At 50.0% G+C, this 24,090-nt stretch carries 22 protein-coding genes; 5 read left to right on the top strand and 17 right to left on the bottom strand.

The window, feature by feature from the left end:
- Positions 1 to 16 precede the first annotated feature (16 nt).
- Positions 17 to 1,363 carry a sensor histidine kinase gene (locus tag EA392_05660; protein ID TVR39684.1) on the top strand — a complete coding sequence of 449 codons (1,347 nt, stop codon included), beginning with the start codon at positions 17 to 19 and terminating at the stop codon, positions 1,361 to 1,363.
- Positions 1,356 to 2,054, top strand: a complete 699-nt coding sequence (locus tag EA392_05655) for a DNA-binding response regulator (protein TVR39683.1) — start codon at positions 1,356 to 1,358, stop codon at positions 2,052 to 2,054. Before EA392_05660 ends, EA392_05655 begins: the two co-directional genes overlap by 8 nt.
- On the opposite strand, the gene EA392_05650 is transcribed toward EA392_05655, so the two are convergent.
- Positions 2,051 to 3,208, bottom strand: coding sequence for a ribonuclease D (locus tag EA392_05650; protein TVR39682.1), 1,158 nt, complete (start codon positions 3,206 to 3,208; stop codon positions 2,051 to 2,053). The two genes, EA392_05655 and EA392_05650, sit on opposite strands and share 4 nt — an antisense overlap.
- 248 nt (positions 3,209 to 3,456) lie before the next feature.
- On the opposite strand from EA392_05650, the gene EA392_05645 reads away from it, so the two are divergent.
- The gene (locus tag EA392_05645; GenBank protein ID TVR39681.1) at positions 3,457 to 5,853 is read left to right on the top strand and encodes a T9SS C-terminal target domain-containing protein; all 2,397 of its coding nucleotides are present in this window, start codon (positions 3,457 to 3,459) and stop codon (positions 5,851 to 5,853) included.
- A gap of 69 nt (positions 5,854 to 5,922) precedes the next feature.
- Here the strand turns inward: EA392_05645 and EA392_05640 are convergent, their stop codons facing one another.
- From EA392_05640 to mraZ, 16 genes are read right to left on the bottom strand one after another with little or no spacing between them, the layout of a single operon-like run.
- Positions 5,923 to 6,375 (bottom strand): GatB/YqeY domain-containing protein, encoded by a 453-nt coding sequence (locus tag EA392_05640; GenBank protein ID TVR39680.1) that lies wholly within the window; start codon positions 6,373 to 6,375, stop codon positions 5,923 to 5,925.
- Positions 6,376 to 6,378: 3 nt separating this feature from the next.
- The gene (gene ftsZ, locus EA392_05635) at positions 6,379 to 8,037 is read right to left on the bottom strand and encodes a cell division protein FtsZ (protein ID TVR39679.1); all 1,659 of its coding nucleotides are present in this window, start codon (positions 8,035 to 8,037) and stop codon (positions 6,379 to 6,381) included.
- A gap of 42 nt (positions 8,038 to 8,079) precedes the next feature.
- The gene (gene ftsA / locus EA392_05630) at positions 8,080 to 9,351 is read right to left on the bottom strand and encodes a cell division protein FtsA (protein TVR39678.1); all 1,272 of its coding nucleotides are present in this window, start codon (positions 9,349 to 9,351) and stop codon (positions 8,080 to 8,082) included.
- Positions 9,352 to 9,355: 4 nt separating this feature from the next.
- Complete coding sequence (locus tag EA392_05625) at positions 9,356 to 10,129, bottom strand: cell division protein FtsQ (protein TVR39677.1); 774 nt, start codon at positions 10,127 to 10,129, stop codon at positions 9,356 to 9,358.
- Entirely contained in the window at positions 10,126 to 11,499 is a 1,374-nt protein-coding gene (locus EA392_05620) for a UDP-N-acetylmuramate--L-alanine ligase (protein ID TVR39676.1), read from the bottom strand. Before EA392_05620 ends, EA392_05625 begins: the two co-directional genes overlap by 4 nt.
- Complete coding sequence (gene murG / locus EA392_05615) at positions 11,496 to 12,602, bottom strand: undecaprenyldiphospho-muramoylpentapeptide beta-N-acetylglucosaminyltransferase (protein TVR39675.1); 1,107 nt, start codon at positions 12,600 to 12,602, stop codon at positions 11,496 to 11,498. The genes EA392_05620 and murG overlap by 4 nt, the downstream gene beginning before the upstream one ends.
- Entirely contained in the window at positions 12,589 to 13,719 is a 1,131-nt protein-coding gene (locus EA392_05610) for a cell division protein FtsW (protein ID TVR39734.1), read from the bottom strand. Before EA392_05610 ends, murG begins: the two co-directional genes overlap by 14 nt.
- A 53-nt stretch (positions 13,720 to 13,772) precedes the next feature.
- A complete protein-coding gene (locus EA392_05605) occupies positions 13,773 to 14,294 on the bottom strand; it encodes a hypothetical protein (protein ID TVR39674.1) in 522 nt (173 codons plus the stop codon).
- A gap of 19 nt (positions 14,295 to 14,313) precedes the next feature.
- A complete protein-coding gene (locus tag EA392_05600; protein TVR39673.1) occupies positions 14,314 to 14,832 on the bottom strand; it encodes a hypothetical protein in 519 nt (172 codons plus the stop codon).
- Between the two features lie 24 nt (positions 14,833 to 14,856).
- On the bottom strand, positions 14,857 to 16,197 hold the full coding sequence (gene murD, locus EA392_05595; protein ID TVR39672.1) for a UDP-N-acetylmuramoyl-L-alanine--D-glutamate ligase: 1,341 nt from the start codon (positions 16,195 to 16,197) through the stop codon (positions 14,857 to 14,859).
- 1 nt (position 16,198) lies between these two features.
- Positions 16,199 to 17,446 (bottom strand): phospho-N-acetylmuramoyl-pentapeptide-transferase, encoded by a 1,248-nt coding sequence (locus EA392_05590; protein TVR39671.1) that lies wholly within the window; start codon positions 17,444 to 17,446, stop codon positions 16,199 to 16,201.
- Complete coding sequence (locus tag EA392_05585; protein ID TVR39670.1) at positions 17,446 to 18,909, bottom strand: UDP-N-acetylmuramoyl-L-alanyl-D-glutamate--2,6-diaminopimelate ligase; 1,464 nt, start codon at positions 18,907 to 18,909, stop codon at positions 17,446 to 17,448. The genes EA392_05590 and EA392_05585 overlap by 1 nt, the downstream gene beginning before the upstream one ends.
- The gene (locus EA392_05580) at positions 18,906 to 21,023 is read right to left on the bottom strand and encodes a PASTA domain-containing protein (GenBank protein ID TVR39669.1); all 2,118 of its coding nucleotides are present in this window, start codon (positions 21,021 to 21,023) and stop codon (positions 18,906 to 18,908) included. Before EA392_05580 ends, EA392_05585 begins: the two co-directional genes overlap by 4 nt.
- A complete protein-coding gene (locus EA392_05575) occupies positions 21,020 to 21,397 on the bottom strand; it encodes a hypothetical protein (protein ID TVR39668.1) in 378 nt (125 codons plus the stop codon). Before EA392_05575 ends, EA392_05580 begins: the two co-directional genes overlap by 4 nt.
- Positions 21,394 to 22,293: a 16S rRNA (cytosine(1402)-N(4))-methyltransferase RsmH gene (gene rsmH, locus EA392_05570; GenBank protein ID TVR39667.1), complete on the bottom strand. Its 900-nt coding sequence runs from the start codon at positions 22,291 to 22,293 to the stop codon at positions 21,394 to 21,396. The genes EA392_05575 and rsmH overlap by 4 nt, the downstream gene beginning before the upstream one ends.
- The gene (gene mraZ, locus EA392_05565; GenBank protein ID TVR39733.1) at positions 22,286 to 22,753 is read right to left on the bottom strand and encodes a division/cell wall cluster transcriptional repressor MraZ; all 468 of its coding nucleotides are present in this window, start codon (positions 22,751 to 22,753) and stop codon (positions 22,286 to 22,288) included. The genes rsmH and mraZ overlap by 8 nt, the downstream gene beginning before the upstream one ends.
- 274 nt (positions 22,754 to 23,027) lie before the next feature.
- On the opposite strand from mraZ, the gene EA392_05560 reads away from it, so the two are divergent.
- On the top strand, positions 23,028 to 23,792 hold the full coding sequence (locus tag EA392_05560) for an alpha/beta hydrolase (protein ID TVR39666.1): 765 nt from the start codon (positions 23,028 to 23,030) through the stop codon (positions 23,790 to 23,792).
- Positions 23,789 to 24,090, top strand: a 302-nt coding sequence (ysxC, locus tag EA392_05555; protein ID TVR39665.1) for a ribosome biogenesis GTP-binding protein YsxC, incomplete at its 3' end; no start/stop codon positions are given. The genes EA392_05560 and ysxC, both read left to right, overlap by 4 nt.

Below are 24,090 nucleotides of genomic sequence, written 5' to 3'. Positions count from 1 at the left end.
CTATTGCTAACTTTGGATGGTGAACGTTCGCGCGATACGGATATTGGTTGTGCTGGCCATCATATCGGTGGTGGGAATTGTTATTTCTCAGGTGTACTGGCTCGATAAAGCCTTTCGCGTAAAAGAAACGCAGTTGGACCTGAGAAATGAACAAGGTATGGCTGACGAAAAGCGATTCAACGATCGCGTGGTCATCGCACTTTCGAATGTGGCCGATGAAATACTCACCATCACCAATGACCCAGCAGAGCTTTTTCAAGCTGTAAAACAGGTGAAACCCAACTTTTACACGGTGGCCATCAACGACACCCTCCACCCGTACCTGCTTGAAAGTCTTCTTAGTTCAGAATTTCAACGACGCAATATCCAGGAGGATTTTGAGTACGGCATTTACGATTGTTTCAACGACTCGATTGTGTTCGGAAAGTTTGTGGATATAGCCTCGGATACCGCACAGGGAGGAAGCTCGCGCTCGCCTGATATCAAATGGGATCGCGATGGGCATTACTTCAGCGTGTACTTTCCCAACCGTCCTGTTTTTGAACCCGGCCAGGGAGATACCCGTTACGGAGCATGGGCGTTTTTTACTTCACTCATCAGTATTTTGTTTGTCTTTTTCGGGTACTCGGTGTATGTGATTCTCAAGCAAAAGCGGCTGTCTGAAATGAAAACCGATTTCATCAACAACATGACCCACGAGCTGAAAACCCCCATCAGCACCATTTCTCTTTCGAGCGAAGTTCTTATGGACGAAGCGATTGTATCACAGCCCGAACGTCTCAAACAATATGCTAAGATCATTCACAGCGAAAACAACCGACTTAAAACACAGGTCGAGAAAGTCTTGCAACTCGCAGCGCTGGATCACGAGAACATCGAACTGAAGTTTGAACCACTTAACATGCACCATATCATCCGTGAAACCGCCGACTCCTTCACCCTGAATCTTCAGGAGCATCGCGGCGTACTCCACTACTACCCGGATGCACAGCAAGCCGAAGTTATGGCTGACGTGGTTCACATCACCAATGTGTTATACAACCTACTGGACAACGCATTAAAGTACTCTCCCGAAAACCCTGAAATTACCATCAAAACCAGCAATCGCAACGGAAAGCTTGAAGTGGTCATAAGCGACAGGGGTGTGGGGATCCCGAAAGAGTCGCAACGGTACATTTTTGACAAGTTCTACCGCGTACCAACCGGTAACGTGCACGACGTAAAAGGCTTTGGACTGGGACTTTACTACGTAAAACTCATGGTACAGGAACACAAAGGAAATATTCGCGTTGAAAGTCAATTAGGAAAAGGAACCACTTTCGTGGTATCTCTCCCTTTAAAACGAAACCATAACCATGGCTAAAGCAACCGTGCTGCTCGTTGAAGATGACCTGAGTCTGGGTTTTGTGGTGCAAGACAACCTCAAAGCAGCCGGCTATGACGTGCACCTGTGCAAAGATGGCAAAGAAGGCCTCAAATACTTCAATGAAAACAGCTACGACTTGTGCGTGTTGGACGTGATGCTTCCGAGGAAGGATGGTTTTGAGCTGGCGCGCGACATCCGCAAAATCAGCGAAGTACCTATTGTTTTTCTCACTGCCAAAGGCATGATGGACGACAAGGTTACCGGATTTAAAGCCGGTGCTGATGACTATATCACCAAACCTTTCGGCAAAGAGGAGCTCCTGTTGCGTATTGAAGCTATTTTAAAACGAACGCGAGGCAACTCGGAGGAAAAGGAGCGAAAACAAATCTTTCAATTGGGCAAATACACCTTTTCGTACGACGACTTTGAACTGCGGGCCGACGGCTTTGAAAAGGTTCTTACGCGCAAGGAGGCAGAAGTCCTCAAACTCCTTTGCGAACACCCCAATAAAGTGATTGAGCGAGAACTACTGACCAATTTGGTGTGGGGAGACGACAATTATTTTGTGGGACGAAGCCTGGATGTATTTATCAGCAAACTTCGCAAGTACCTGAGCCTGGATGAAAGCCTGAAAATCACCAACATTCATGGCATTGGCTTTAAGCTCGAAACGGAATCCGGTCATTAACCGAGGTACGGCCGCACGTCAAGACCCAAATCGTCGCCAATCTGCGTAAGCAAATGACGCCGGTACTCAGGCAATCGTTCACCATTTCCTATGAGCAAATCGTCAATGGCCCGGTTACTTAGCATAAAAGTGGCCGCGTGCTCACCGTATTGCTCCACCAACCTGCTCTTTACAGGAGTAAAAACATCCCGCTTTATCTTTTCGCGCATGTCGCGCTGTTCGCGGAAACGTTTGTACTCTTCGGGGCTGAGTTTGGGAATGGCGGGCTTACCCAACGACAAGCCGAGGCTATGCGCCTCTGCCCTGGCCTGTTCCAGCACTTCTTCGACTCTCTTTTTAACGTCCGGGTTGTGCGCAGCCCTGTGCACCATTCGCGTATTGCTCCATTGCTTTAATGCTGATGGATCAACCGCAATGGCCGCGAGCAAATCCTTATGAATCACCTGAAATGAGGGCCGGTTAACCGATTTTGCCACTTCCTCTCGAAACTCAAGAAGCGCCTTCAATACATGCCATGTAAATTCACTCAAGCCCGCCATGTCTTTTTTTCTGAAAGCAACTGATTCAGGCAGATCTGCAAAGGAAACGGTATTTAAACGCTCATTTTCCTCTTCAATCCAGTCTCGTATTCCTAGTTGATCCGCTTCGGTGTCTATCTGATTGCGAAGCGCCCCAAGAAAGCGCACATCATCGGCGGCGTAATGAATTTGCTTTTCGGAAAGCGGCCTTTTGTACCAATTGCTGTTTTGGGCCGACGCTCCCACTTCTACCCCGATAATCTGACGGAGCAAATCAGTGAGCGAGGCAGGGGGATAGTTCAGCAGGCTGGCGGCCGTTTTGAGGTCGTACAGGGCTTTTGGGAAACAGCCAAGTTGGTGCAATAGCCGCAGGTCTTCGCCAAAGGCAAACACAAGCTTTTCGGTAGCAGCATTCTCCAGGGCCGGAAAAAGATTGGCTACATTTAGATCCGGGGAGAGCGGGTCCACCAAAAAGCAATCATCCGGAGTGGCAATCTGCATCAGGCACAGATTAAATCCATAGCGAAACCTGTTCTTGTCGAACTCGAGATCAATGGCCATTTCGCTTACACTATTCAGGTGACTTCTTACCTGCTCAAGTGCGCGATTCGATTCAATAAGTTCAGCAGTGGTCATATTCTACGTAACAAACAAACAAGGTTCAGGTTGCTTAAAACCGGAAATAATCAAAACAAACAATCTGTATTTCTGTGAGTTGATTATTGAGCCAGCAAAGTAATCACCAGGCATTTTCCGCAACTGGCAACAGCAAGAATCTAGCCTGTGCGAAGGTAAACTTTCTAAGCATTCAGCGTATTGCCCATCACTCACCCAACGGCATAACTTGCAGACTACCGGAAACATTATCTTTGCATTGCTTTCTGATGACTTTCCCTGAAAAGACCTTTTCTATTGCCTGGGTATGCTTCTGGTGCTCGTATCCGAATATTGCGCACACTCAGGACATCAAGCTGAACGAGATGATGTCGTCCAACGCTTTCTCACTCGCTGACGAAGACGGTGACCATGAAGACTGGATAGAACTGTACAATGCGGGCAGCGACACGATCAACCTTGAAGGTTACCGTATTACAGACAATCCTTCGGATCTGAGCAAATGGACTTTTCCGTCGGCACCCATTCCGCCCGGTGATTTCCTGATTGTATTTGCCTCAGGCAAAGACCGCACTGAAGGCGAATTACATACAAATTTCAGCATAAGCATTGAGGGTGAAACCATTTTGCTGAGCGATGCCGACGGCCAGGCTATTGACTTCATTCCTCCCGTTGAAATGCTCACCAATCACAGTTACGGCCGGCTGCCGGACGGTAGTGATAGCTGGACTACCTTTGTGAGTGGCACACCGGGATTCAGCAACAACGAAGGCATCCTCTACACACCACCCTGGGACACCCTCATGTTTTCTGCCAATTCCGGACTTTTTAACGAGCCTTTTAACCTCACCATCAACCAGTCCGACCCGGAAACACAAATTTTCTATACTTTGGATGGCAGTGATCCGGATACCACCGCTATTCCCTACGAAAGCCCTATTGCCGTTCAGGATCGCACCGATGAAGCCAACAACCTGAGCAGCATACAAACCACAGCCTCCAACGCGAGTCACCCTTATCATTGGATAGCTCCTGACGGTCAGGTATTCAAGGGAACGGTTGTAAAAGCACAATCCTTCTTAAACGGTACGGCCGCCTCGCCCCTTTACACAAACACCTACCTGGTGGACGAAAATATTGAAAGCAGGTTCAACGGACTTCCCATTGTCTCTATCGTCACGGATTCGCTGAATCTCTTTGACTACGACTACGGCATCTATACACCCGGACGGGCCGCAGACGAAGAAACCTATGGCACCTTCTGGTGGGGCCACGGAAACTTTTTCGGAAAAGGATCAGACTGGGAAAGGCCCGCACATCTCACCTTGTTTGAAAGTGACGGCTCCATTGCCTTGAATCAACAAATTGGCATTCGTATTCACGGGCACAGCTCCCGTTCATTGCCACTCAAGTCACTCAGACTCTATGCTCGCAACCAGTACGGAAAAGGCACCTTGGACTATGCGTTTTTTCCCTGGCGTGATGTCGGTCAATATGAAAGGATCATGCTTCGTCAAAGCGGTAACGATTTTCCTTTTAATTATTTCGCCGATGGATTGTCATCCTTGCTGGCTGAAGGATTGGAGCTGGAAAAACAAGACTACCGACCTGCCGTAGTTTTCATCAATGGGGAGTTTTGGGGCATCATGAATTTTCGCGATCGTCTGGATCACAGGTTCCTCAACTACACTGCAAACGCAGATGCTTCCGGGGATCACCTCACAATTATGTCAGACTGGACGCAAGCCTCAATGGGTAGTCCATCAGCATTTCAAAACTTACTCGAATACCTCGAGTCACATGACCTTTCTAATCAGGAGCACTATACTCATGTCATCAGTCATTTCGACCTGTCGAGTTTACTTGATTATTTCATTACTAAAATTTTCATTGGCGTGTATGATTGGCCGGGAAACAACAACCGATTCTGGCGCCATGAAATAGATTCTCCTTTTTGGCGCTGGATATATTTTGACAATGATGCCTGCCTGATTTATCCGGAATTCAATTCAATGGAGCACGCAACCGCTGAAGACGGCCCGGCATGGCCCAACCCTCCCGGTTCTACTTTGTTTTTGCGCTCGTTACTTCAAAACGATGGTTTCAAAGAGCTTTTTCTGGATCGATTTGAATACCTGATGCTGAATCGCTTTACAGAAGAGAACATCAATCACCTTACCGACAGCATAGTGAGCATTTTAGCACCGGTAATGCCTGAGCACATTGCACGATGGCGCTATCCGGCCAGTGTTGAAGTTTGGAACAGTGAAGTTGAGTTAATCAGGCAATTTGCGAAAGATCGCCCATGTTATATGCTAAGTCATTTGTTGGATTTTTTCGACATCACCGATCCGCAGTACGGCTTCGGTATTTGTGACTCTATCGTAACCCCTCTACCGCCTGCTCTCGCTTCTGCAGACTCTTTCGTATTGTGGCCCAATCCGGCAACCGATTTTTTAAACATTCGAACCAAAGAAGCGGAGGCTATTATTACCGTCGATTGCTATGACCTCTCAGGGCGTCTGGTTCATCGCTTCACTTTGCCGCATTCCCGGGCAGGGGAAAACATCACATTTTCAGTAAGCAACCTCCCTTCTGCGCCTTACCTGTTGCGCATCCAGACCGAAAAGCAAGTGTGGCACGCTCGGTTTATTAAGTTGCAATAAGCTGCGCAAATAAAAAAGGTCGCCCCCATACAGGAGCGACCTTTTCTGACCTTAACCACAAAGTCAGATTTAGCTTTGGAGCAACTCGCGTACTATTTGTGATATCAATTTACCGTCGGCTTTTCCGGCCAACTCCTTGGTAGCAGCCCCCATTACCTTGCCCATATCGCCCATAGAAGTTGCACCCACGTTTGATACGATTCCGGCAACCACCTTGCGAACTTCATCTTCGCTCATGGCTTCCGGCAGGTAGTTTTCAATAACTGCTGCCTGGGCTTCCTCATCTGAGGCAAGGTCTTCCCTGCCCTGCTGGCGGAAAATTCCGGCGGCTTCCACGCGTTGTTTGTGCAGTTTCTGCAGCATTTTGTTGGCTACGTCATCAGGTATTTCATCATCTGCGCCCGCCTTGGTGCCTTCCAAAAGAAGAGCAGCCTTGATGGCGCGAAGAGCTTCCAGCGTGTGGCGGTCCTTTGCGCGCATTGCGGTTTTGATGTCTTCGTTAATCTGATCTACAAGTGCCATCACCTAGTCAACATTATCGTGGAGAAAGGAATTATTCTGACGAAGTTCGGAACGCCCTTCTTCTTCATTATCCTCGGACAATGAATAGCGCGAAACACTGCTTTCAGATGAATGCGGTGGTTCATTGAGTCGTATATTTCTGCGCTTGTATGCCGGCTCGTCTTCCAGGTCGGTCAACCCAGAAGGAGTTCTGAGTCTGGATGTTACTTCACGAATGTGCTGCATACGCTGCATGCTTATCTTCTGGATTTCCTCACGACTCATGGAAGGTGCTTGCTGAGGTTCTTCCATTTGCGTGGGCATTTTTTCTGAGTCGTCAGATACCACCTCATTGCTAAGTTCAGGCAGCTCATCCTCCAGGGTGTACACCTTGCGCTGAGGTGTCTCCTCAGGCTGCGATTCTTCCTGCCGCTGGGAGTTAACCGACTCTTGCTCACGATTGGATTGACGCAAATACGGCTCATCCGATGATTCCTCGTCACCAAACGAAAGCGGCATCTGTGTTGTTGGAGAATCCTGCGTTTTCAGAAAAGGCTCTTCCTGTTCAGCCTGCGTAGTTGTGCTCTCTGCAGGAGGTGGTTCAGCCACCCCGGTTGGCTTGGTAATAGGTGTATGAATGGCATTTCCCACCGGAGTATGATCGGTCTTATCGGTGAGTTCGTGTACTACTTTTTTGGGCTCTTCAGGTTCAAGATCAGGAGTGAGTTTGTGTTTGAAGCCGGTGGCAATCACCGTTACACTCAGCTTCTCTCCAAGCGATTCATCCATAGCATGACCCCATATAACATCCGCGGTAGAGCCCGCCGCATCCTGGATGTAATCAGTGATCTCGGTGATCTCATCCATAGACACATCGTCGTTTCCATAGGTAATGTTGAGCAGCACGTAGCGTGCTCCTCGAATGTCGTTGTCGTTGAGCAGAGGCGACTCAAGCGCATTCTGCACGGCAACCATTGCGCGATCTTCACCCTCGGCCCACGCCGATCCCATGATGGCCACACCACTGTCGCGCATCACCGTGTTTACATCATTCATGTCCACGTTGATGTCTCCCGTTACCGACACTACTTCTGCGATCCCTCTGGCCGCTGTAGCCAATACATCATCAGCTTTGGCAAAGGCATCCTTTAGCTTGAGATTTCCGCCTATCTCACGAAGCTTGTCGTTTTTGATAATCAACAGCGTATCTACTGCTTTGCGCATGGCTTCAATTCCGGCATCGGCCTGAAGTTTTCGCTTCTTACCTTCGAAAGTAAAGGGCATGGTAACGATTCCCACGGTGAGAATACCCATATCTCTCGCTGCCTGCGCGATGACAGGAGCGGCACCTGTACCGGTTCCGCCGCCCATACCCGCAGTGATAAACACCATGTGGGTGTTCTTCTCGAGAATGGCTTTCACGTCGTCAATGTTCTCAACGGCGGCATTTCGGCCAACTTCAGGAATACTTCCGGCGCCGCGCCCTTCGGTGAGGCTTGAGCCAAGTTGAATCTTTGTGGGTACCGGATTGCTGTCGAGGGCCTGTGCATCTGTATTGCACACAAGGAAATCAACGCCTTTGATGCCTTGATCATACATGTGCTTCACAGCATTTCCGCCACCGCCGCCAACGCCTACCACCTTGATGATAGAACTTTGGTCTTTAGGCAAATCAAATTTCATAACTGTATCTGTTTTTGTGGTTAATGACTGTTTCGTGTTTTATTATTGCTCTCCGCCATCTTCAAGCCACTCACGGCCTATGGCTACAATTTTTTCGAGGAAGTTACCGTTGCGCTTCACCGAATGACTTTTTACTGTGGTTTCTTCCAGCTTAGGACGGTTGTAACGATGAAAGCCCTTGATAACCAAGCCGACTCCCGTTGAGTTGATGGGGCTTGCCAGGTTCTGAATAGAGTTTTTCCCGAGGTGTTCGTTGGGATACCCTATACGAGTGTCCATACCGGTTACAAACTCAAATAGCTGGTTGATATGGCGCAGATTGGCGCCGCCACCTGTTACAACGATGCCCGCAATGAGTTGCTTTTCAAAGCCCGAGCTCTTGATTTCGTAGTACACATGTTCAATGATTTCTTCGGCACGTGCTCTAATAATGCTTGAGAGGTTGTAGAGCGAAATCTCCTTGGGCTCACGTCCCCGTAAACCCGGAATGCACACAATTTCATTGCTCTGGCTTTCGTGGCTGATGGCTGATCCAAACTTGCACTTGAGAAGCTCGGCCTGCTTCTTCATGATGGTGCAGCCGGTTTTGATGTCTTCGGTAATGGCATTACCACCGAAAGGAATCACAGCAGTGTGGCGGATGATTCCGTCCTGGAAAATTGCGATGTCGGTGGTTCCGCCACCAATATCTACCAGGACCACACCTGCTTCTTTTTCCTCCTCACTGAGCACGGCCTCTGATGATGCCAGTGGCTCCAGAACGAGATCGGCCACCTCCAAACCGGCCTTGTGAACGCACTTGTAGATGTTTTTGGCAGCAGCAATCTGACCAGTGATGATGTGGAAATTGGCCTCCAATCGAATGCCCGACATACCGACCGGGTCTTTGATTCCCTGCTCGCTATCCACAATATACTCCTGTGGAAGCACGTGAATAATCTCCTCGCCGGGAAGCATAACGAGTTTGTACATATCATCTATGAGGGCATCCACATCCTTTTGGCCAATTTCGTCATCCAGGCTGTTGCGCGTGTGAATACCGCGGTGCTGCAAGCTCTTGATGTGCTGACCGGCAATTCCCACGCTTACCACCTTGATCTCTTCACCGCTCTGCTCTTCGGCTTGCTGTACAGCAGCCCTGATGGATTGAACGGTTTTTTCAATGTTGGAAACAACACCGCGCGAAACCCCGACCGATTCGGATTTTCCGTAGCCGATGATTTCAATTTTGTTGAATTCCGTTTTGCGGCCTACGAGGCAGGCAATTTTGGTGGTTCCGATGTCTAGTCCGACAATGATTTCTGGTGATTCCATGTGATTATTTTTTGCTGCAAACGATTTGGTTCTTGTATTTGAGGTTGATGAGCCGGTATTGATTCCAGTCTGATTTACTTAACACCTGTTCGTACAAGGCTTTAAGACAAGCAAATTTGGTTTCAACATCGCTTAGGTTGCCGAAGTGAATTTCATGATTTCCAACCCTTGGAATCAACACGTATTCAATGTTTTCGTTAACATACACTTGTTGAATCTGTGCGCTCCAGAAGGGGTCTGCACGAATAAACGACGCCAGTTCAAACAATTCGCTGCGCTGATTTTCCCATTCATCAGCTACAGGAAACTCTGTAAATGTGTTGATTGATCCTTGCCTGATATTGCCGTTCACCAGCAGTACCCGCGCCATGTATCGAGGTGAAAGCGGCATCATTTCTCCGTCTTCATCAATGTAAAAAGATGTTCCGTTGGGATGCAGCACACGGGCTACGGGCACACGCAAATCGACATGTACTCGCAATTGACCATCAATGGTTTTATACACATCGGCCTTTTTAACCTCAGGCATGGCCGCAATAACACCTTCAATGTGCCGTGTATCAATGCTGATCATCGGGCGTCCCTCTACGCTATCCGCTGCATTGAGCAACTGATGATATACGTCGTCACGGTCAAGGAAGTACATCCCTGCCGACGACGAAATGCGGATCTCTACACCTCTACAGGGCATCTGGTTTTGGTGACGCGTTACAAAGCCCAGAACCACCAACAACACGAGTGTAGCTGCAAGGGGCGCTATTTTCTTCATCCATTTCATAAAGCCTTTATGAATTGGGCAATGGGTTCAACAAGAAGGTCAATATCCCCTGCACCGAGTGTGAGTAATACATCGGGCGGTGTGTTTCGCAAATCTTCTAAAAGGGCATCCCGTTGCAGGATTTCTTTGGACGGAGCATCAACATGGGCAAGAATCATCTCGGAGCTTACCCCGGGAATGGCCTCTTCTCTTGCCGGGTAGATATCAAGCAGTATCACACGGTGAAATTGCGACAATGCAGCACCGAACTCAGCGGCAAAATCGCGCGTTCGTGAGTATAGATGTGGTTGAAAAACAACTGTGATTTCGCGCTCCGGATAGAGTTCCTTCACGGCTTGTCCACAGGCGCGCACCTCGGTTGGGTGATGAGCATAATCGTCAATAAACACCCTGTTTGGGCCCACATCATAGCGCTCAAAACGGCGCTTTACTCCCTTGAAACTTGAGAGGGCACCGCGAATCGCGTCTTCACTCACCTGCAGCTCACGCGCAATTCCGGCAGCGGCCACGGCATTTTCTACGTTATGGCGACCTGGCAGACCCAGTTCAAGACCTTGAAAATGTTCATTATTGATATGTAAATCAAAAACAAAAGTTCCGTTTTCCACGTGCACCTCTCTACCCTTAATGTCGGCCGAATCGCTTAGGCCGTAGCTCAGGGCTTCACCCTCAAAAGGCATGTCGCCAATTCCCTCTCTGTACAGCAGCAGCCCTTCGGGGTTAATGCGCTGGGCAAATCCTTCAAAGGCTTCACGTAGCTGATCGGCATGGCCATAAATGTCGAGGTGGTCGGCCTCTACGGATGTGATGATTCCCCAACGCGGGCTAAGCGCATGAAAGGAGCGGTCGAACTCATCGGCCTCCACCACAGCTAAATCGCTGGTTGGATGAGTGATGAGATTACTCTGATAGTTGGTACTTACACCACCTAAAAAGGCCTGACAGCCCAAGCCCGAGTGTATAAGGATGTGGGCCAGCATGGCCGACGTAGTGGTTTTTCCGTGTGTGCCTGCCACAGCAATGGTGCGGTAAGCCGTTGTAATGGTCGCCAAAGCCGCGGCACGCTTAATAACCTGATAGCCTGCTGAGTGCAGCCATTGTAGTTGAGGGTGCGATGCAGGTACCGCAGGTGTGTAAATCACAACCGTGTTTTGAAGCGGCGTTTCTAGAAATCCTTGCGGAATGGCGCTTTGCGCATCACTGTATACAATTTCAATTCCGCTTTGGATCATTTCACTGCAGAGGGCAGAAGGAGTGCGGTCAAAGCCTGACACCGCCACTCCCTTGTGGTGCAAAAACCTCGCAATGGCACTCATGCCGATGCCGCCAATGCCAATGAAATACGCGCTATGTAGGTTTTGCAGGTTCATTTCTTATCAGCGAGCCTCATTACCTCGGTTGCAATGGCTTCAGCAGCATTGGTAAATGCCATACGACCGATGTTTTCGGTTAATTTTTGTCTTTGCTTAGGGTTCTTCATCACCTCAAGGGCCTTGTCAATCAAATGCTCTCGGGCTTCAACATCTTTCACCAGTAAAGCCGCGTGGTTATTGACCAGGGCCTCGGCGTTGCGCGTTTGGTGGTCTTCGGCTACGTTGGGCGACGGCACCAGAATGGCGGGCTTTGCCACCACACACAATTCCGAAATAGAAATGGCACCTGCCCGGCTGATCACCAGATCTGCTGCGGCATAAGCGAGATCCATTCTAGAGATAAACTCATACACTTTCACGTTGGCTGCCCCGTTGCGCACCACTTCTTCTTCCGCCTGCCCGGCATAGGCCTTACCGGTTTGCCAGATGATCTGGATGTTCTCTGATTTAAGTCGGGTCAAGGCGGCGGAAACGCTTTCGTTTAAGGTTCGGGCACCGAGACTGCCCCCAATAATCAGCAACACGGGCACATCCGGCCTCAAACCAAAGTGCTCTACTGCGCGCGCACGCTTTCCTTCGAGCTTGCAAACCTCAGGGCGCACAGGATTGCCGGTGATGATAATTTTGTCTTTGGGGAACCATCGCTCCATGCCGTGGTAGGCCACACATATTTTGTTGACCCTGTTGGCCAGAAGGCGGTTGGTGATTCCGGGAAATGAATTTTGCTCCTGGATGAGCGTGGGGATTTTCATTGAAGTGGCCACCCGCAACAAGGGGCCGCTGGCATACCCCCCCACGCCAATCACCACATCCGGCCCGAACTTCTTAACAATCTGGCGAGCCTTCATTAGGCTGCTCACCACTTTAAAGGGAAACATGAGGTTCTTAGCGGTGAGTCGTCGTTGCAAGCCACTGATCCAAAGCCCTTCAATTTGAAAACCGGCAGCAGGAACTTTCTCCATCTCCATCCGGCCTTTGGCCCCCACAAACAAAAATTCAGCGTTGGGATTGGCAGACTGCAATGCACGCGCAATCGCAATGGCAGGAAAGATGTGCCCTCCTGTACCTCCGCCGCTGATGATATATTTACGAGAGGGCATAGTCTTGTTTTTTTCGAGCCGCTGCCCGGGGCTTGGGCGCTTCCTCGCCATCTTCCACGGCACGGCTTACGCTGAGTATCATACCAAAAGCCAGGCATGTGAGCCAGGTTGATGTTCCGCCCAAACTGATGAGCGGCATGGGCTGTCCGGTAACAGGCATCAGTTTTACTGCCACAGCCATATTGATCAGTGCCTGAAAAACAATGGAGAAGCTCAATCCAATCACCATGAGCATTCCAAACACCTTGTCGCAGCGGGTGGCCGCACGTATGGCCCGCAAAAGCAATATGAGGTAAAGGAGCAATACACCCATTCCGCCGAGAATCAGTCCGTACTCCTCAATAATAAAGGCATAAATCATGTCGGAATAAGGGTGCGGGAGGTAATTACGCGAGTCGCCATGACCGGGTCCTTTGGGCAGCACACCCCCCGCCTGAATGGCCATCATGGCGTGGTCAATCTGGTAGTTGGCTTCGTCGTTGTCGTTCTGAAAGTTCACGATTCGGTTCTTCCAGGTATCAACCCGTGGCAGAAGCTCGGGCACCACGGCAGAAAGTGAGAGCAACATTGCAAATCCCACTGCGCCGGTACCTACTACCAAGGCGATGTGTTTGAAGGCTACCCTGCCCACAAACATGAGCATCAAACAGATTCCAAACAGCATTACCGCCGTTGAGAAGTTGGCCGGAAGAATCAACCCACAAATGAGGATGATGGGCAAAAGCACTGGCAGCACCCCATATCTGAAATCCTTGATTTTGTCCTGGCGCAGAGCGAGGCTTCGGGCAACAAAGGTGATGAGCGCAATTTTTGCGAAATCCGAAGGCTGCACGTTTTGATTGATGATGGGAATGCGCAGCCAGCGGCTTGCATCGTTGATATTGGCTCCGAAAATGAGCGTGAGCAACAATATCACCACCGACAACCAGACTGCCATTTGTGACAGGCGCGAAAAGTAGGTGAACTTAATTTTGTGCACGTAGTACATAATCAGCATCCCCACCGAAAGAATAAGACCGTGCTTAAACAGGTAGTAAAAGGTATTACCGTCGTAATGCTTGTACGCCAACGATGAAATGGAGCTATACACTGACAGCAACGACACGATGGCAAGCATCAGAGCAATAACCCATATGGTTCGGTCTCCGCGAAGATATGTGAAGAGCTGGTTCAAGCGAGCTGGTCCACGACCTTTTTAAATGCGTTTCCGCGTTCCACATAATTGGCAAAGAGCCCAAAGCTGGCGCAGCTGGGAGAAAAGAGAATTACATCGCCGGCACTGGCAAGTTTGCGGGCCTGGGCTACGGCATCATAGAGGTTGTTTACCTTGACGAGACGCTCTACGCGATCTTCAAACTGGCGCTGAATATCATCGCCCCCCGAACCGAACAGCACAATGGATTTCACCTTGTACTTCACATATTTTTCGATCAATGAGTAGTCGCGGTCATGCGGGGTAACACACCCAATCCAGATAACTGGCCGTGTCATGCACTTCATGGAATCGCGCGTATCGAGAATGGTGGTGGCCTTTGAATCGTTGATGAAGGCTATTCCATCGAGCTCCGCTACTTCTTCGAGGCGGTGGTCGGTAGAATCCAGATTGTTCACAAGGCTTTTACGAGCAGTCATCAGCTTGTCAACGAGGCTTTTCTTGCTCTTGTGTATGGTAAAACTCCTTTGGGTCGACATGGTGGTAAGGGTTAGAGGGTTAGAGATTCGAAGCAAGTTTGCGGAAGTGTTCTCCGCGTTCTTTGTATCCTGCATAGCACAGCTCTGAGGGATGCGCGGGCGAGAACAACACGGCATCACCACTGCTGGCAAGTTCAGAGGCTTTCATCACGGCATCTGCAAGTTTGGAAACCACGCGCAGCTTTTTGCCGAACATGGCAGGGTCGAAGGACAGCCTCTGTTCACTGGAAACCAGGCACACCACAGCCTTCACTTTTTCGTTTACAAGGTCTGCAAGCAAGTCATAGTCCTGCTCAAAATCGGAGGCCGATAACAGCCAGACCACCGGGCGGGTCATGCATTCAAGCGAGTAAAAAGTTGCGTGAATATTGGTTGATTTGGAGTCGTTGATGTACAGCACTCCATCCTTTTCACACACGTTTTCAAGCCGGTGAGCAATCTCAAGTACTTCCTTGAGGTTGTTTTTGCGGGCGGCGAGCAGCGTATCGGTAATCTTCTGTATTCGCCCCTGATCAAGTTTAGATGTTGTGTTTTGCATGGCTATTCAGATTGGTTGATATGTTTAAAGTGCGCGAACAGCTCTTTTGAACTGGTGTCCGCGGTCTTCGTAATTTTCAAAAAGATCGAAACTGGCACAGGCAGGGCTCAACAACACCACGTCTTCCTTTTCGCCCATCTGGTAGGCACACTGCACAGCCTCGCGCGCCGATTGTACTTCGGGCAGGTAGTGAAACAGATCACCAAAAGCCTCTTTGATGCGCTCGTTGTCTTTACCAAGGCAGATAATACCCTTTACCTTTTTCTTAACGAGCGGCTTAAGCGCGTGGTAGTCGTTTCCTTTGTCAACACCTCCTACAATCCAGATAATAGGCCGGTCAAAGCTTTCCAGTGCATACCAGGTGGAGTTGATGTTGGTTGCCTTGGAGTCGTTAACAAACGTAATTCCGTGAACGCGGGCCACAAATTCCAGGCGGTGTTCAATGTTTTGAAAATCGCTGAGGCTTTCGCGCACCAGTTCTTTGCGAATCTCCAGCACGCGGGCGGCAATTCCGGCGGCCATGGAGTTGTAGGCATTGTGTCTGCCCTGAAGTGCTAGCTCGTGTATTGACATGGTAAACAGATTGTTATTTAGATTGATGGTTATTTCGTCGTTTTGAACTCCGGCTCCTTCGGCTTTATGCGGTTTGAGAGAAAAAGGGAGCATTTTTGCACGCACACCATGTCGTTGCATGGCCTGGAGGGTACCGAGATCGTCGGCGCAGTATATGAAATGGTCATTTTCACCCTGATTCATAGTGATGCGCATTTTAGAATCTGAATACAGATCCATGCTGTGTTCATAGCGATCAAGGTGATCGGGGGTGATGTTGGTGAGAATGGCGATATCCGGCCGGAAACGCTCAATGCCATCCAACTGAAAACTACTCACCTCGAGCACGTACCAATCGAATTGCTCACCACTGCTCAGCACTCCTGCAAAGCTCTTCCCAATATTTCCGGCTGCCACACTTCGCACCCCGGCTTTCGCCAGTATGTGTTGCGTGAGCATGGTTGTTGTGGTTTTACCGTTGCTGCCGGTTATGGCAATGATCTTTCCCGACTTATACCTGTATGCAAATTCGATTTCAGATATCACAGGTATCCCTGCCATTCGCAAATCAGCCACCACTTTGGCATTATCCGGAATACCGGGGCTCTTCACCACCAGCTCAGCATCGTGAATACGCGCAGCGGTATGAGCACCCTCTTCAAAGCTCACCCCGAGTTGCTTCAGGCTATCGCGAAAAGCGGGCTTCAGGCTGCCGGCATCCGAAAGAAATACCTCCCAACCGTGCTGAACGGCAAGTTGGGCGGCCCCCAGTCCGCTTTCTCCTCCTCCTAATATGGTGAGCTTTTGTGCCAGTTTACCTGAGTTTTAGGGTTACCAATGTGATAACTGCCAGCATGATTCCGATAATCCAGAAGCGCGCTACGATTTTGGATTCGTGCCAACCTTTTTTCTGAAAGTGATGGTGAATGGGCGCCATGAGAAACACGCGCTTGCCTTCTCCCAACCTTCTTTTGGTGTACTTGAAATACCCCACCTGGATCATTACCGACAGGTTTTCAATGAGAAACACTCCGCAGAATATGGGTATAAGTAGTTCCTTGCGGATGGCAATGGCAAACACAGCGATGATACCCCCTAGCGCGAGGCTGCCGGTATCGCCCATAAATACCTGTGCGGGGTAGGCATTGTACCACAAAAACCCAATACACGCCCCCACAAAAGCGCCGATGAAAATGGTCATCTCGCCCGATTCGGGGATGTACATGATATTGAGGTAATCGGCAAAAACGTAGTTGCCCGAAAGGAACGCCAGTATACCCAGGGTGACACCAATTATGGCCGAGGTACCCGTGGCCAGTCCGTCGAGACCATCGGTCATGTTGGCTCCATTACTTACAGCGGTTACCAGGAAAATGACAAATGGAATAAAAACCAGCCAGGCCCATTTTCTGCTTGCTTCCTCGCCCAAAAAACCCAGCACCCACGCATAATCAAACTCGTTGTTCTTAACAAATGGAATGGTGGTTTTGGTGGCACGGGTCTCCTGCCACTCGAATTTCACGGCCGGAACCACATCGGCATTACCCTCGGATTGGGCAGCCACAGACTGTACCGGTACTTTGTGGCGAATTACCACCGTATCGTCAAAGTAGAGCATGGAGCCCACCATAAGTCCTACTCCAACCTGGCCAATCACCTTGAACTTGCCGGCCAGACCTTGTTTGTTCTTCTTGAATACTTTGATGTAGTCGTCGGCAAAACCAATGATTCCGAGCCACAACGAAGCCAGCAACATGGCCTGAACGTAAACGTTGTTAAGCTTTGCAAATAACAGCGTGGGAATCACGAGCGCGGCGATAATGATGAGACCGCCCATGGTGGGTGTTCCGGCCTTTTCATTCTGACCCTTCAGCCCCAGATCGCGAATGGATTCACCCACCTGTCTGCGGCGAAGCATGGCAATAAGCTTTCCGCCGAACACCATAGAAATCAGCAGCGAGGTTATCACCGCCATGAAAGCGCGGAACGTGATGTACTGAAACACACCGGTTCCCGGTATGTTGTATTGCTGGTCGATATAGTCAAAGAGGTGATACAGCATTATTTCTTCAGTAATTGCAGCATTTCAAACACCACCTCCACATCGTCGAAAGGCAGTTTTACTCCTTTGATTTCCTGGTATTTTTCATGGCCTTTTCCCGCAATAAGCAGTATATCGCCGGGTTGAGCCAGGGTGCAGGCCATTTTGATGGCCTCTTTGCGATCAACAACGGTGAGGGTTTTGGCCAGATTTACGGGGTCCATGCCTTCCTGCATATCTTTGAGGATTTCCTGGGGGTCTTCGTTGCGAGGATTGTCACTGGTAAGTACAACCTGGTCGCTGTACTCGCAGGCTATACGCGCCATCAGCGGACGCTTGGCCTTATCGCGGTTACCACCGCATCCCACCACAGTGATAACCTTTTCATTTCCGGTGCGTACGTTTTTGATGGTGGCCAATACGTTTTTGAGTGCGTCGGGGGTGTGGGCATAATCTACCACAGCGGTAACCTCACCTCCGGGCTTCACCAACTGAAATCGTCCATCTACTGCTCCCAATCCGCTGATGGTGGTGAGCACATCCAGGTTGTCCTCTTCGAGCAGCATGGCCACTGCATACACCGCAAGAATGTTGTAGGCATTAAAATCGCCCACCAGCTGAGAGTACAGATCGTTATTGCCCACTTGCACATGCAATCCGCTTAATTGGTTTTCAATGATTTTACCGCGGTAGTCGGCCATGGTTTTCAATCCGAAGGTGCGTTTGTGGGCGCGTGTATTCTGCACCATGGTGCCGCCGTTACGGTCGTCGGAGTTTACAAGGGCAAAGGCACTTTCAGGCAGTTCGTCAAAAAAGCGTTTCTTGGCTCGGATGTACTCTTTGAACGTTTTGTGGTAGTCCAGGTGATCGTGGGAGATGTTTGTAAAAACGCCCACGTTGAATTGGAGTCCGGTCACCCGCTGCTGTACTACGGCGTGCGACGACACCTCCATAAAGCAGTACTGGCATCCCTTCTCCACCATCTGGTTAAGAAGCGCATTGACCTGTAGGGCATCGGGTGTGGTGTGGGTTGAAGGAAGCACTTCATTACCGATGATGTTTCGAACTGTGGAAAGCACCCCGCATTTGTAACCCAACTGGCGGAATAACTGGTACAGCAGGGTAACCACGGTGGTTTTGCCATTGGTTCCGGTAACCCCTATCAGTTTAATCTTGCTGCTTGGGTGGTCGTAGAAATTGTCGGCCATAAAGGCGAGGGCCCTTGAAGCCTGCTTCACCCGAACATAGGTCACTTTCTCGCTGCGCGTTTCCGGCATGCGCTCGCACACCACTGCCACCGCGCCGGCCTCCACAGCGGTTTGGATATAATCATGCCCATCTACCTGCGTACCGGGAATGGCCACAAATACACTGAAGGGTTTTACCTGCCGGGAATCGAAGGTGATGTTCTCCACAGCCACGTGTGTTGACCCCTCAACCTCCTCAATGCCGGTTTTGTATAATATGTCTTTCAGCAGTTTCATGAAAGTTCAAGTGCTACATGCATCCCGTCGCGCACATGCGTACCCGGAGGGAGCGATTGTTTTTTTACCAAACCTTTTCCGGTGAGCTGCACCGCAAGCCCCGCCTTCTCCATGAGATAAAGCGCATCCTGCGCGGCCATCCCAAGCACGTTGGGCACCACCCCCGGCTTGATGACGGCCTTGGTAAACTCCACATGGTCTTTGTGCGATGTGGTGTACACCCACTCAGCGTCGAGGTCTTTGATGACTTGCGCTACGCCTAACTCGTCAAAAACGGTCTTCAGGTCTGTGGCACATCCACTTTTAGAGATGGGCACACCCACCAGCAATTCGCGCTCTTCAAAGAGTGGCTCTGCCTGAAATTCGGGATCTTTGGCGTATATTTTCAGGGCTATCTCCTTGAAAATAGGACCGGCCACCTGGTTGCCGTAATACACATCGTTGGTTGGACCATTTACAACCACAATACAGGAATACTTGGGCTTATCGGCCGGAAAGTACCCGGCAAAAGAGGCCTGATAGCTCACCTTTTGCTCGTATCTGTATCCATATTTCTCATTGGCTATTTGAGCTGTTCCGGTTTTACCGGCAATACTCACCACGTCGCTGTAGAGGTTCTGAGCGGTACCTTTATTCGCAACCACGCCGTGCAACAGGATGCGCGCTTTCTCGAGCGTTTGACGCGAACAAATGGCATGATTGAGCACCACGGGCTCCATTTGCTCCACCACTTTTCCGTGGTGAAGAATTTGCGTTACGAGCTGCGGCCGAACCATCACGCCATCGTTGGCCACGGCGTTGTAGAACGCAAGAATCTGAAGGGGTGTAAGCAGCGTTTCGTATCCTATGGACATCCACGGCAGCGTTACACCCGACCACGATGGGTCATTGACGTTTTTAATCATGGGGCTACCCTCTCCCGCGATACTCAACCCCAAAGGCTTACCCAGGCCCATGCTATGGAGGCGATCAACAAAGCGCTGAGGGTTTTTGTTGTAGGCATCATAAATTACACGCGCAATACCCACGTTTGATGATTTCTCAAATGCTTCCTGAACCGTAACTTTTCCGTAGCCCCGATCATTGGCATCCCGCATGATGCGATCGTAAAACTTGTGCTTACCCTGCTTGGTGTCCACCGTGTCGTCCAGTTCTACGAAACCATCCTCGAGTGCCGCCATCAGCGCAGGCAACTTAAAGGTTGAGCCGGGTTCGGTGGCCTCGCCTACTGCGTAGTTGTAGTACTCGTAATAACCCTTATCGTATCGGTTAGATAGATTCGCAATGGCTTTAATAAAGCCTGTTTCAACCTCCATCAGCACCACACAGCCGTGGTCTGCATTGTGCAATTCGAGTTGTTTTTTGAGGGCGTTTTCGGCAACATCCTGGATGTTGATATCAATAGAAGTAACGAGGTCTGATCCGTCAATAGGCTCCACTTCGTTACCATCTTTAATGGGCATCCAGATACCTCCGGCAAGGCGCTTCTCAAAGCGTTTTCCGGGCTGACCTCGCAGCACATCGCGGTAGGCACCCTCCAAACCAACGGGTTGCACATCCTCACGGTCGTAGCCGATGGTTCGGGCAGCGAGTACGTCGTATGGCCTTTGACGCACATTTTGTTGCTCCACAATGAGCCCTCCGCTGTTGCGTCCGCGACGAAAGATGGGAAAGGTGCGCAATTCCTTTACCTCGTTGTAGTTCACCTTGCGCTGAATAAGCTGGTAGCGATTTCCTTTGCGGCGCGCCTCGTGAAGCATTTCCAGGTACTCGCGCTTGGATTTGTCGCCGAACATTTTGCTCAGGTGCCAGGCCAGCGAATCCACCTCGGCGAAGAATATCGCGTCGGTGAGTGGTTCGGTCAGCAGGTCCATGCGGATTTCGTAAACCGGAATGGAGGTAGCGAGCAAACTGCCGTCTTCGGCATAGATGTTACCCCGAACAGCTTCAATGCTTTTAAGGTCGGTAGTGAGATAGCGTGACTTTTCGCTCCACTTTTCGCCCTCTACAAACTGAATGATGAAAATGCGCGCAACCACCGCAATTCCGATAATGCACGCTACAAAGTAGAGCAGGTAAACACGCCACAATATGTCCTTTTTGCTCTCGCTCATGGACGGCGGGAGTTTTGCTCTCCACGCTGAACCGAAATTTTGCGCGGAGGTGTTACGGATTCTGTGAGACCCATGTCCTGAATGGCGTCGGCTATGCGCGATTGCTGGCGAATTTGCTGCAAACCGGCTTGTGTCGTGAGGTATTCGGCCTTGAGTTCTTTCAACTCCTGATCGGCGCGGTAGATTTGCTTTACAGTAGATTCCGTAAAGTATCCGTAGCCGATGTACACGATAGATAACCCGCAGATAAACAAAAGAAAAGGCAGCTGTTCGAGAAAACGCGGACCCGAGAGCATCCTGCCGTTGAGCAGATCGAAAAAGGGCTGGGCGGCACGCTTTTTTGCTGTTTGGTCGTTGGCTTCAGCTTGGCTCATAGCTTCTCTGCAATTCTCAACCGCGCGCTGCGCGCCCGGCTGTTGGTTTCTATTTCGTTTTCCGGCGGCATCACCGGTTTATTGGTTAAAGTCCGCATGGGACGTATCAGGTTTCCGTAAAAATCCTTTTGTGGCACCCCTTCGAAGTTTCCGAACTTCATGAAGTGCTTAACGAGTCGATCTTCGAGCGAGTGGTAAGAAATCACTACGAGCCGTCCGCCGGGCTTTAGGATGTCGGCTGCCTGCTGAAGCATTTCTTCGAGCGCAGCCATCTCATCGTTCACCACAATTCTGAGCGCTTGAAAAACCCGGGCGTAAAACTGGGCCGGCTTTTTAGCGGGAGCGAGGTGCTCTATGGCACTCAGCAGCTCACCGATGGTTTCAAGCGTTTGGTTGGCACGATGCCCGACAATGGCCGCGGCTACCCTTCGCGCGTTGCTCAACTCTCCGTACTTAAAGAACATATCTGCCAATTCCGATTCTTCTGAATGTTGCAACACGTGGGCTGCGGTGCGCGGGTTGGATTGATCCATCCGCATATCGAGCGGTCCCCCCAGGCGAAAAGAAAACCCTCGCTCTGATACATCAAACTGGTGGGAAGAAACCCCGAGATCGGCCAGCACACCATCTACCTCCTTCACACCCCGCAGGCGCAGGTTGTTTTTCAGGTAGCGAAAGTTTTGATCTACCAGTTCGAAGCGCGGGTCGTTGGGAATATTCTGTCTGGCATCTGCATCCTGATCAAAGGCAATCAACCTTCCTCCATCCAGGCGCCGCAGAATTTCGCGGGAGTGACCTCCTCCCCCAAAGGTTACATCCACATAGCAACCTCCGGGCTTCAAAGTCAAAGCCTCTACGCTTTCATTCAATAAAACCGGAACGTGATACTCACTCATCGTCGTTGTCATTCAGTGACCCAAAGACATCCTCCGCCAAAGCTTCCAGATCTATCTCCTGGTCGTTCATGAACGACTCATACGCTGATTTACTCCAAATCTCAATGGTGTTGTTACTGCCAATCACCTTTACCTCTGTATTGAGGTTAGCGTGATCGGAAAGCGATTTGGGCACCAGTATACGACCGGACCCATCCAACTCCACCGGGGTAGCTCCACCCATCACCTTCCGAACAATCACATCATTCTTCTTCACCAGGCGATTGAGCTTTTTAAGCTTGCTGCTAAGTCGCTGCCACTCTGCCTGGGGATAGACCACAAGGCAGGGCTGATGCAGGTTTCGGTTGATTACAAAACCCGCGCTGAGCACATCCGCCAACTGCTTTTTAAGGCCGGCCGGCAGCATGAGGCGCCCCTTCGCGTCCATCTTGCAATCGTATTCTCCGAGTAGGTTAATCACCACTTAACAATTTTTCACGGAGCGAATCTAAAAAGAATCTCCCACATATTTCCACAATCTGACAAAAAATCCCACTTTGTGGATAACTTTTAACGACGAACCAGCCCAATTATTGGATGGACGGGAAAGAGAACAGTGGTAAAATGTGGATTCATTGCGCTGACAACCGCGCGGAATTCTATATTTGCGAAGTCCGCGAGAGCTTGGTTGCCGGAATTTGGACGGTAGGAGCTTGCAGCAAAAAGTTTAATTTTGAAGCGATAAAGAGGCGCAAATGAGTTACCAGATTCAGCAGGACGGAAAATTCAGGTACCTTGAAAAAGGTGAGGGACGTGTGATTATGATTTTGCACGGCCTCTTTGGTGCGCTCAGCAATTTTGACGGTGTAATCGGGCATTTTTCAAAGACCCACAAGGTGGTAGTGCCACTGATGCCTCTCTACGACATGCCTATTACCAAGACCAGCGTAAAGAATCTCGCCAAATACATCGAAGATTTTGTGGATCACAAAGGCTATAAAGATGTGATTTTGCTGGGTAATTCACTGGGCGGCCACGTAGCACTTGTGTACACGCTGAAGCGAATGGAAAAAGTGGGCGCCATGGTGCTCACCGGGAGTTCAGGGCTTTATGAAAATGCATTTGGAGGCTCTTTTCCCCGACGAAGCGACAAGGATTATATCAGAGGGAAGATTGCCGTTACTTTTCACGACCCCGCCATGGTTACCGACGAGTTGGTAGATGTGGTGTTTGACCTTGTGAGCGACCGGGGCAAGCTACTGAAGGTGTTGTATCTCGCCAAATCGGCCATCCGGCACAATATGCGCGATGAACTGCCCAATTACAAGATGCCTGTTTGCCTTATCTGGGGAAAGAACGACACCATTACACCACCCGAGGTAGCCGAAGAATTCAATGAGTTTTTGCCTGATTCGGATTTGTTTTGGATTGACAAGTGTGCCCACGCACCGATGATGGAGCACCCCGAAACTTTTAACGGGATTCTCGATGGCTGGCTGAAGCAACGCGGGCTGGTATGATTATCCACACGGCCGATTTTGTAGTGAGCAACACACGGCCCGAGCTTTGTCCGGAGCCAACCTACCCTGAGTATGCCTTTATTGGCCGCTCGAATGTTGGTAAATCATCCCTGATTAATATGCTCACCGGACGTAAGTCGCTGGCCAAAACATCGGGCCGACCGGGCAAAACCCAGCTCATCAATCATTTTCTTATTAACGAGAAAAACGACCCGTGGTACCTGGTAGATTTGCCGGGATACGGCTACGCCAAGACGTCCAAAAAGGAGCAGGTAAAGTGGAGCGAGTTTACGCGCAA

The sequence above is a fragment of the Cryomorphaceae bacterium genome (assembly GCA_007695365.1).
In the GTDB taxonomy this organism is placed as follows: Bacteria; Bacteroidota; Bacteroidia; order Flavobacteriales_D; family SKUL01; genus SKUL01.
Note: the sequence above shows the minus strand (reverse complement) of the source record. Positions and strands in the feature narration are given on the sequence as shown.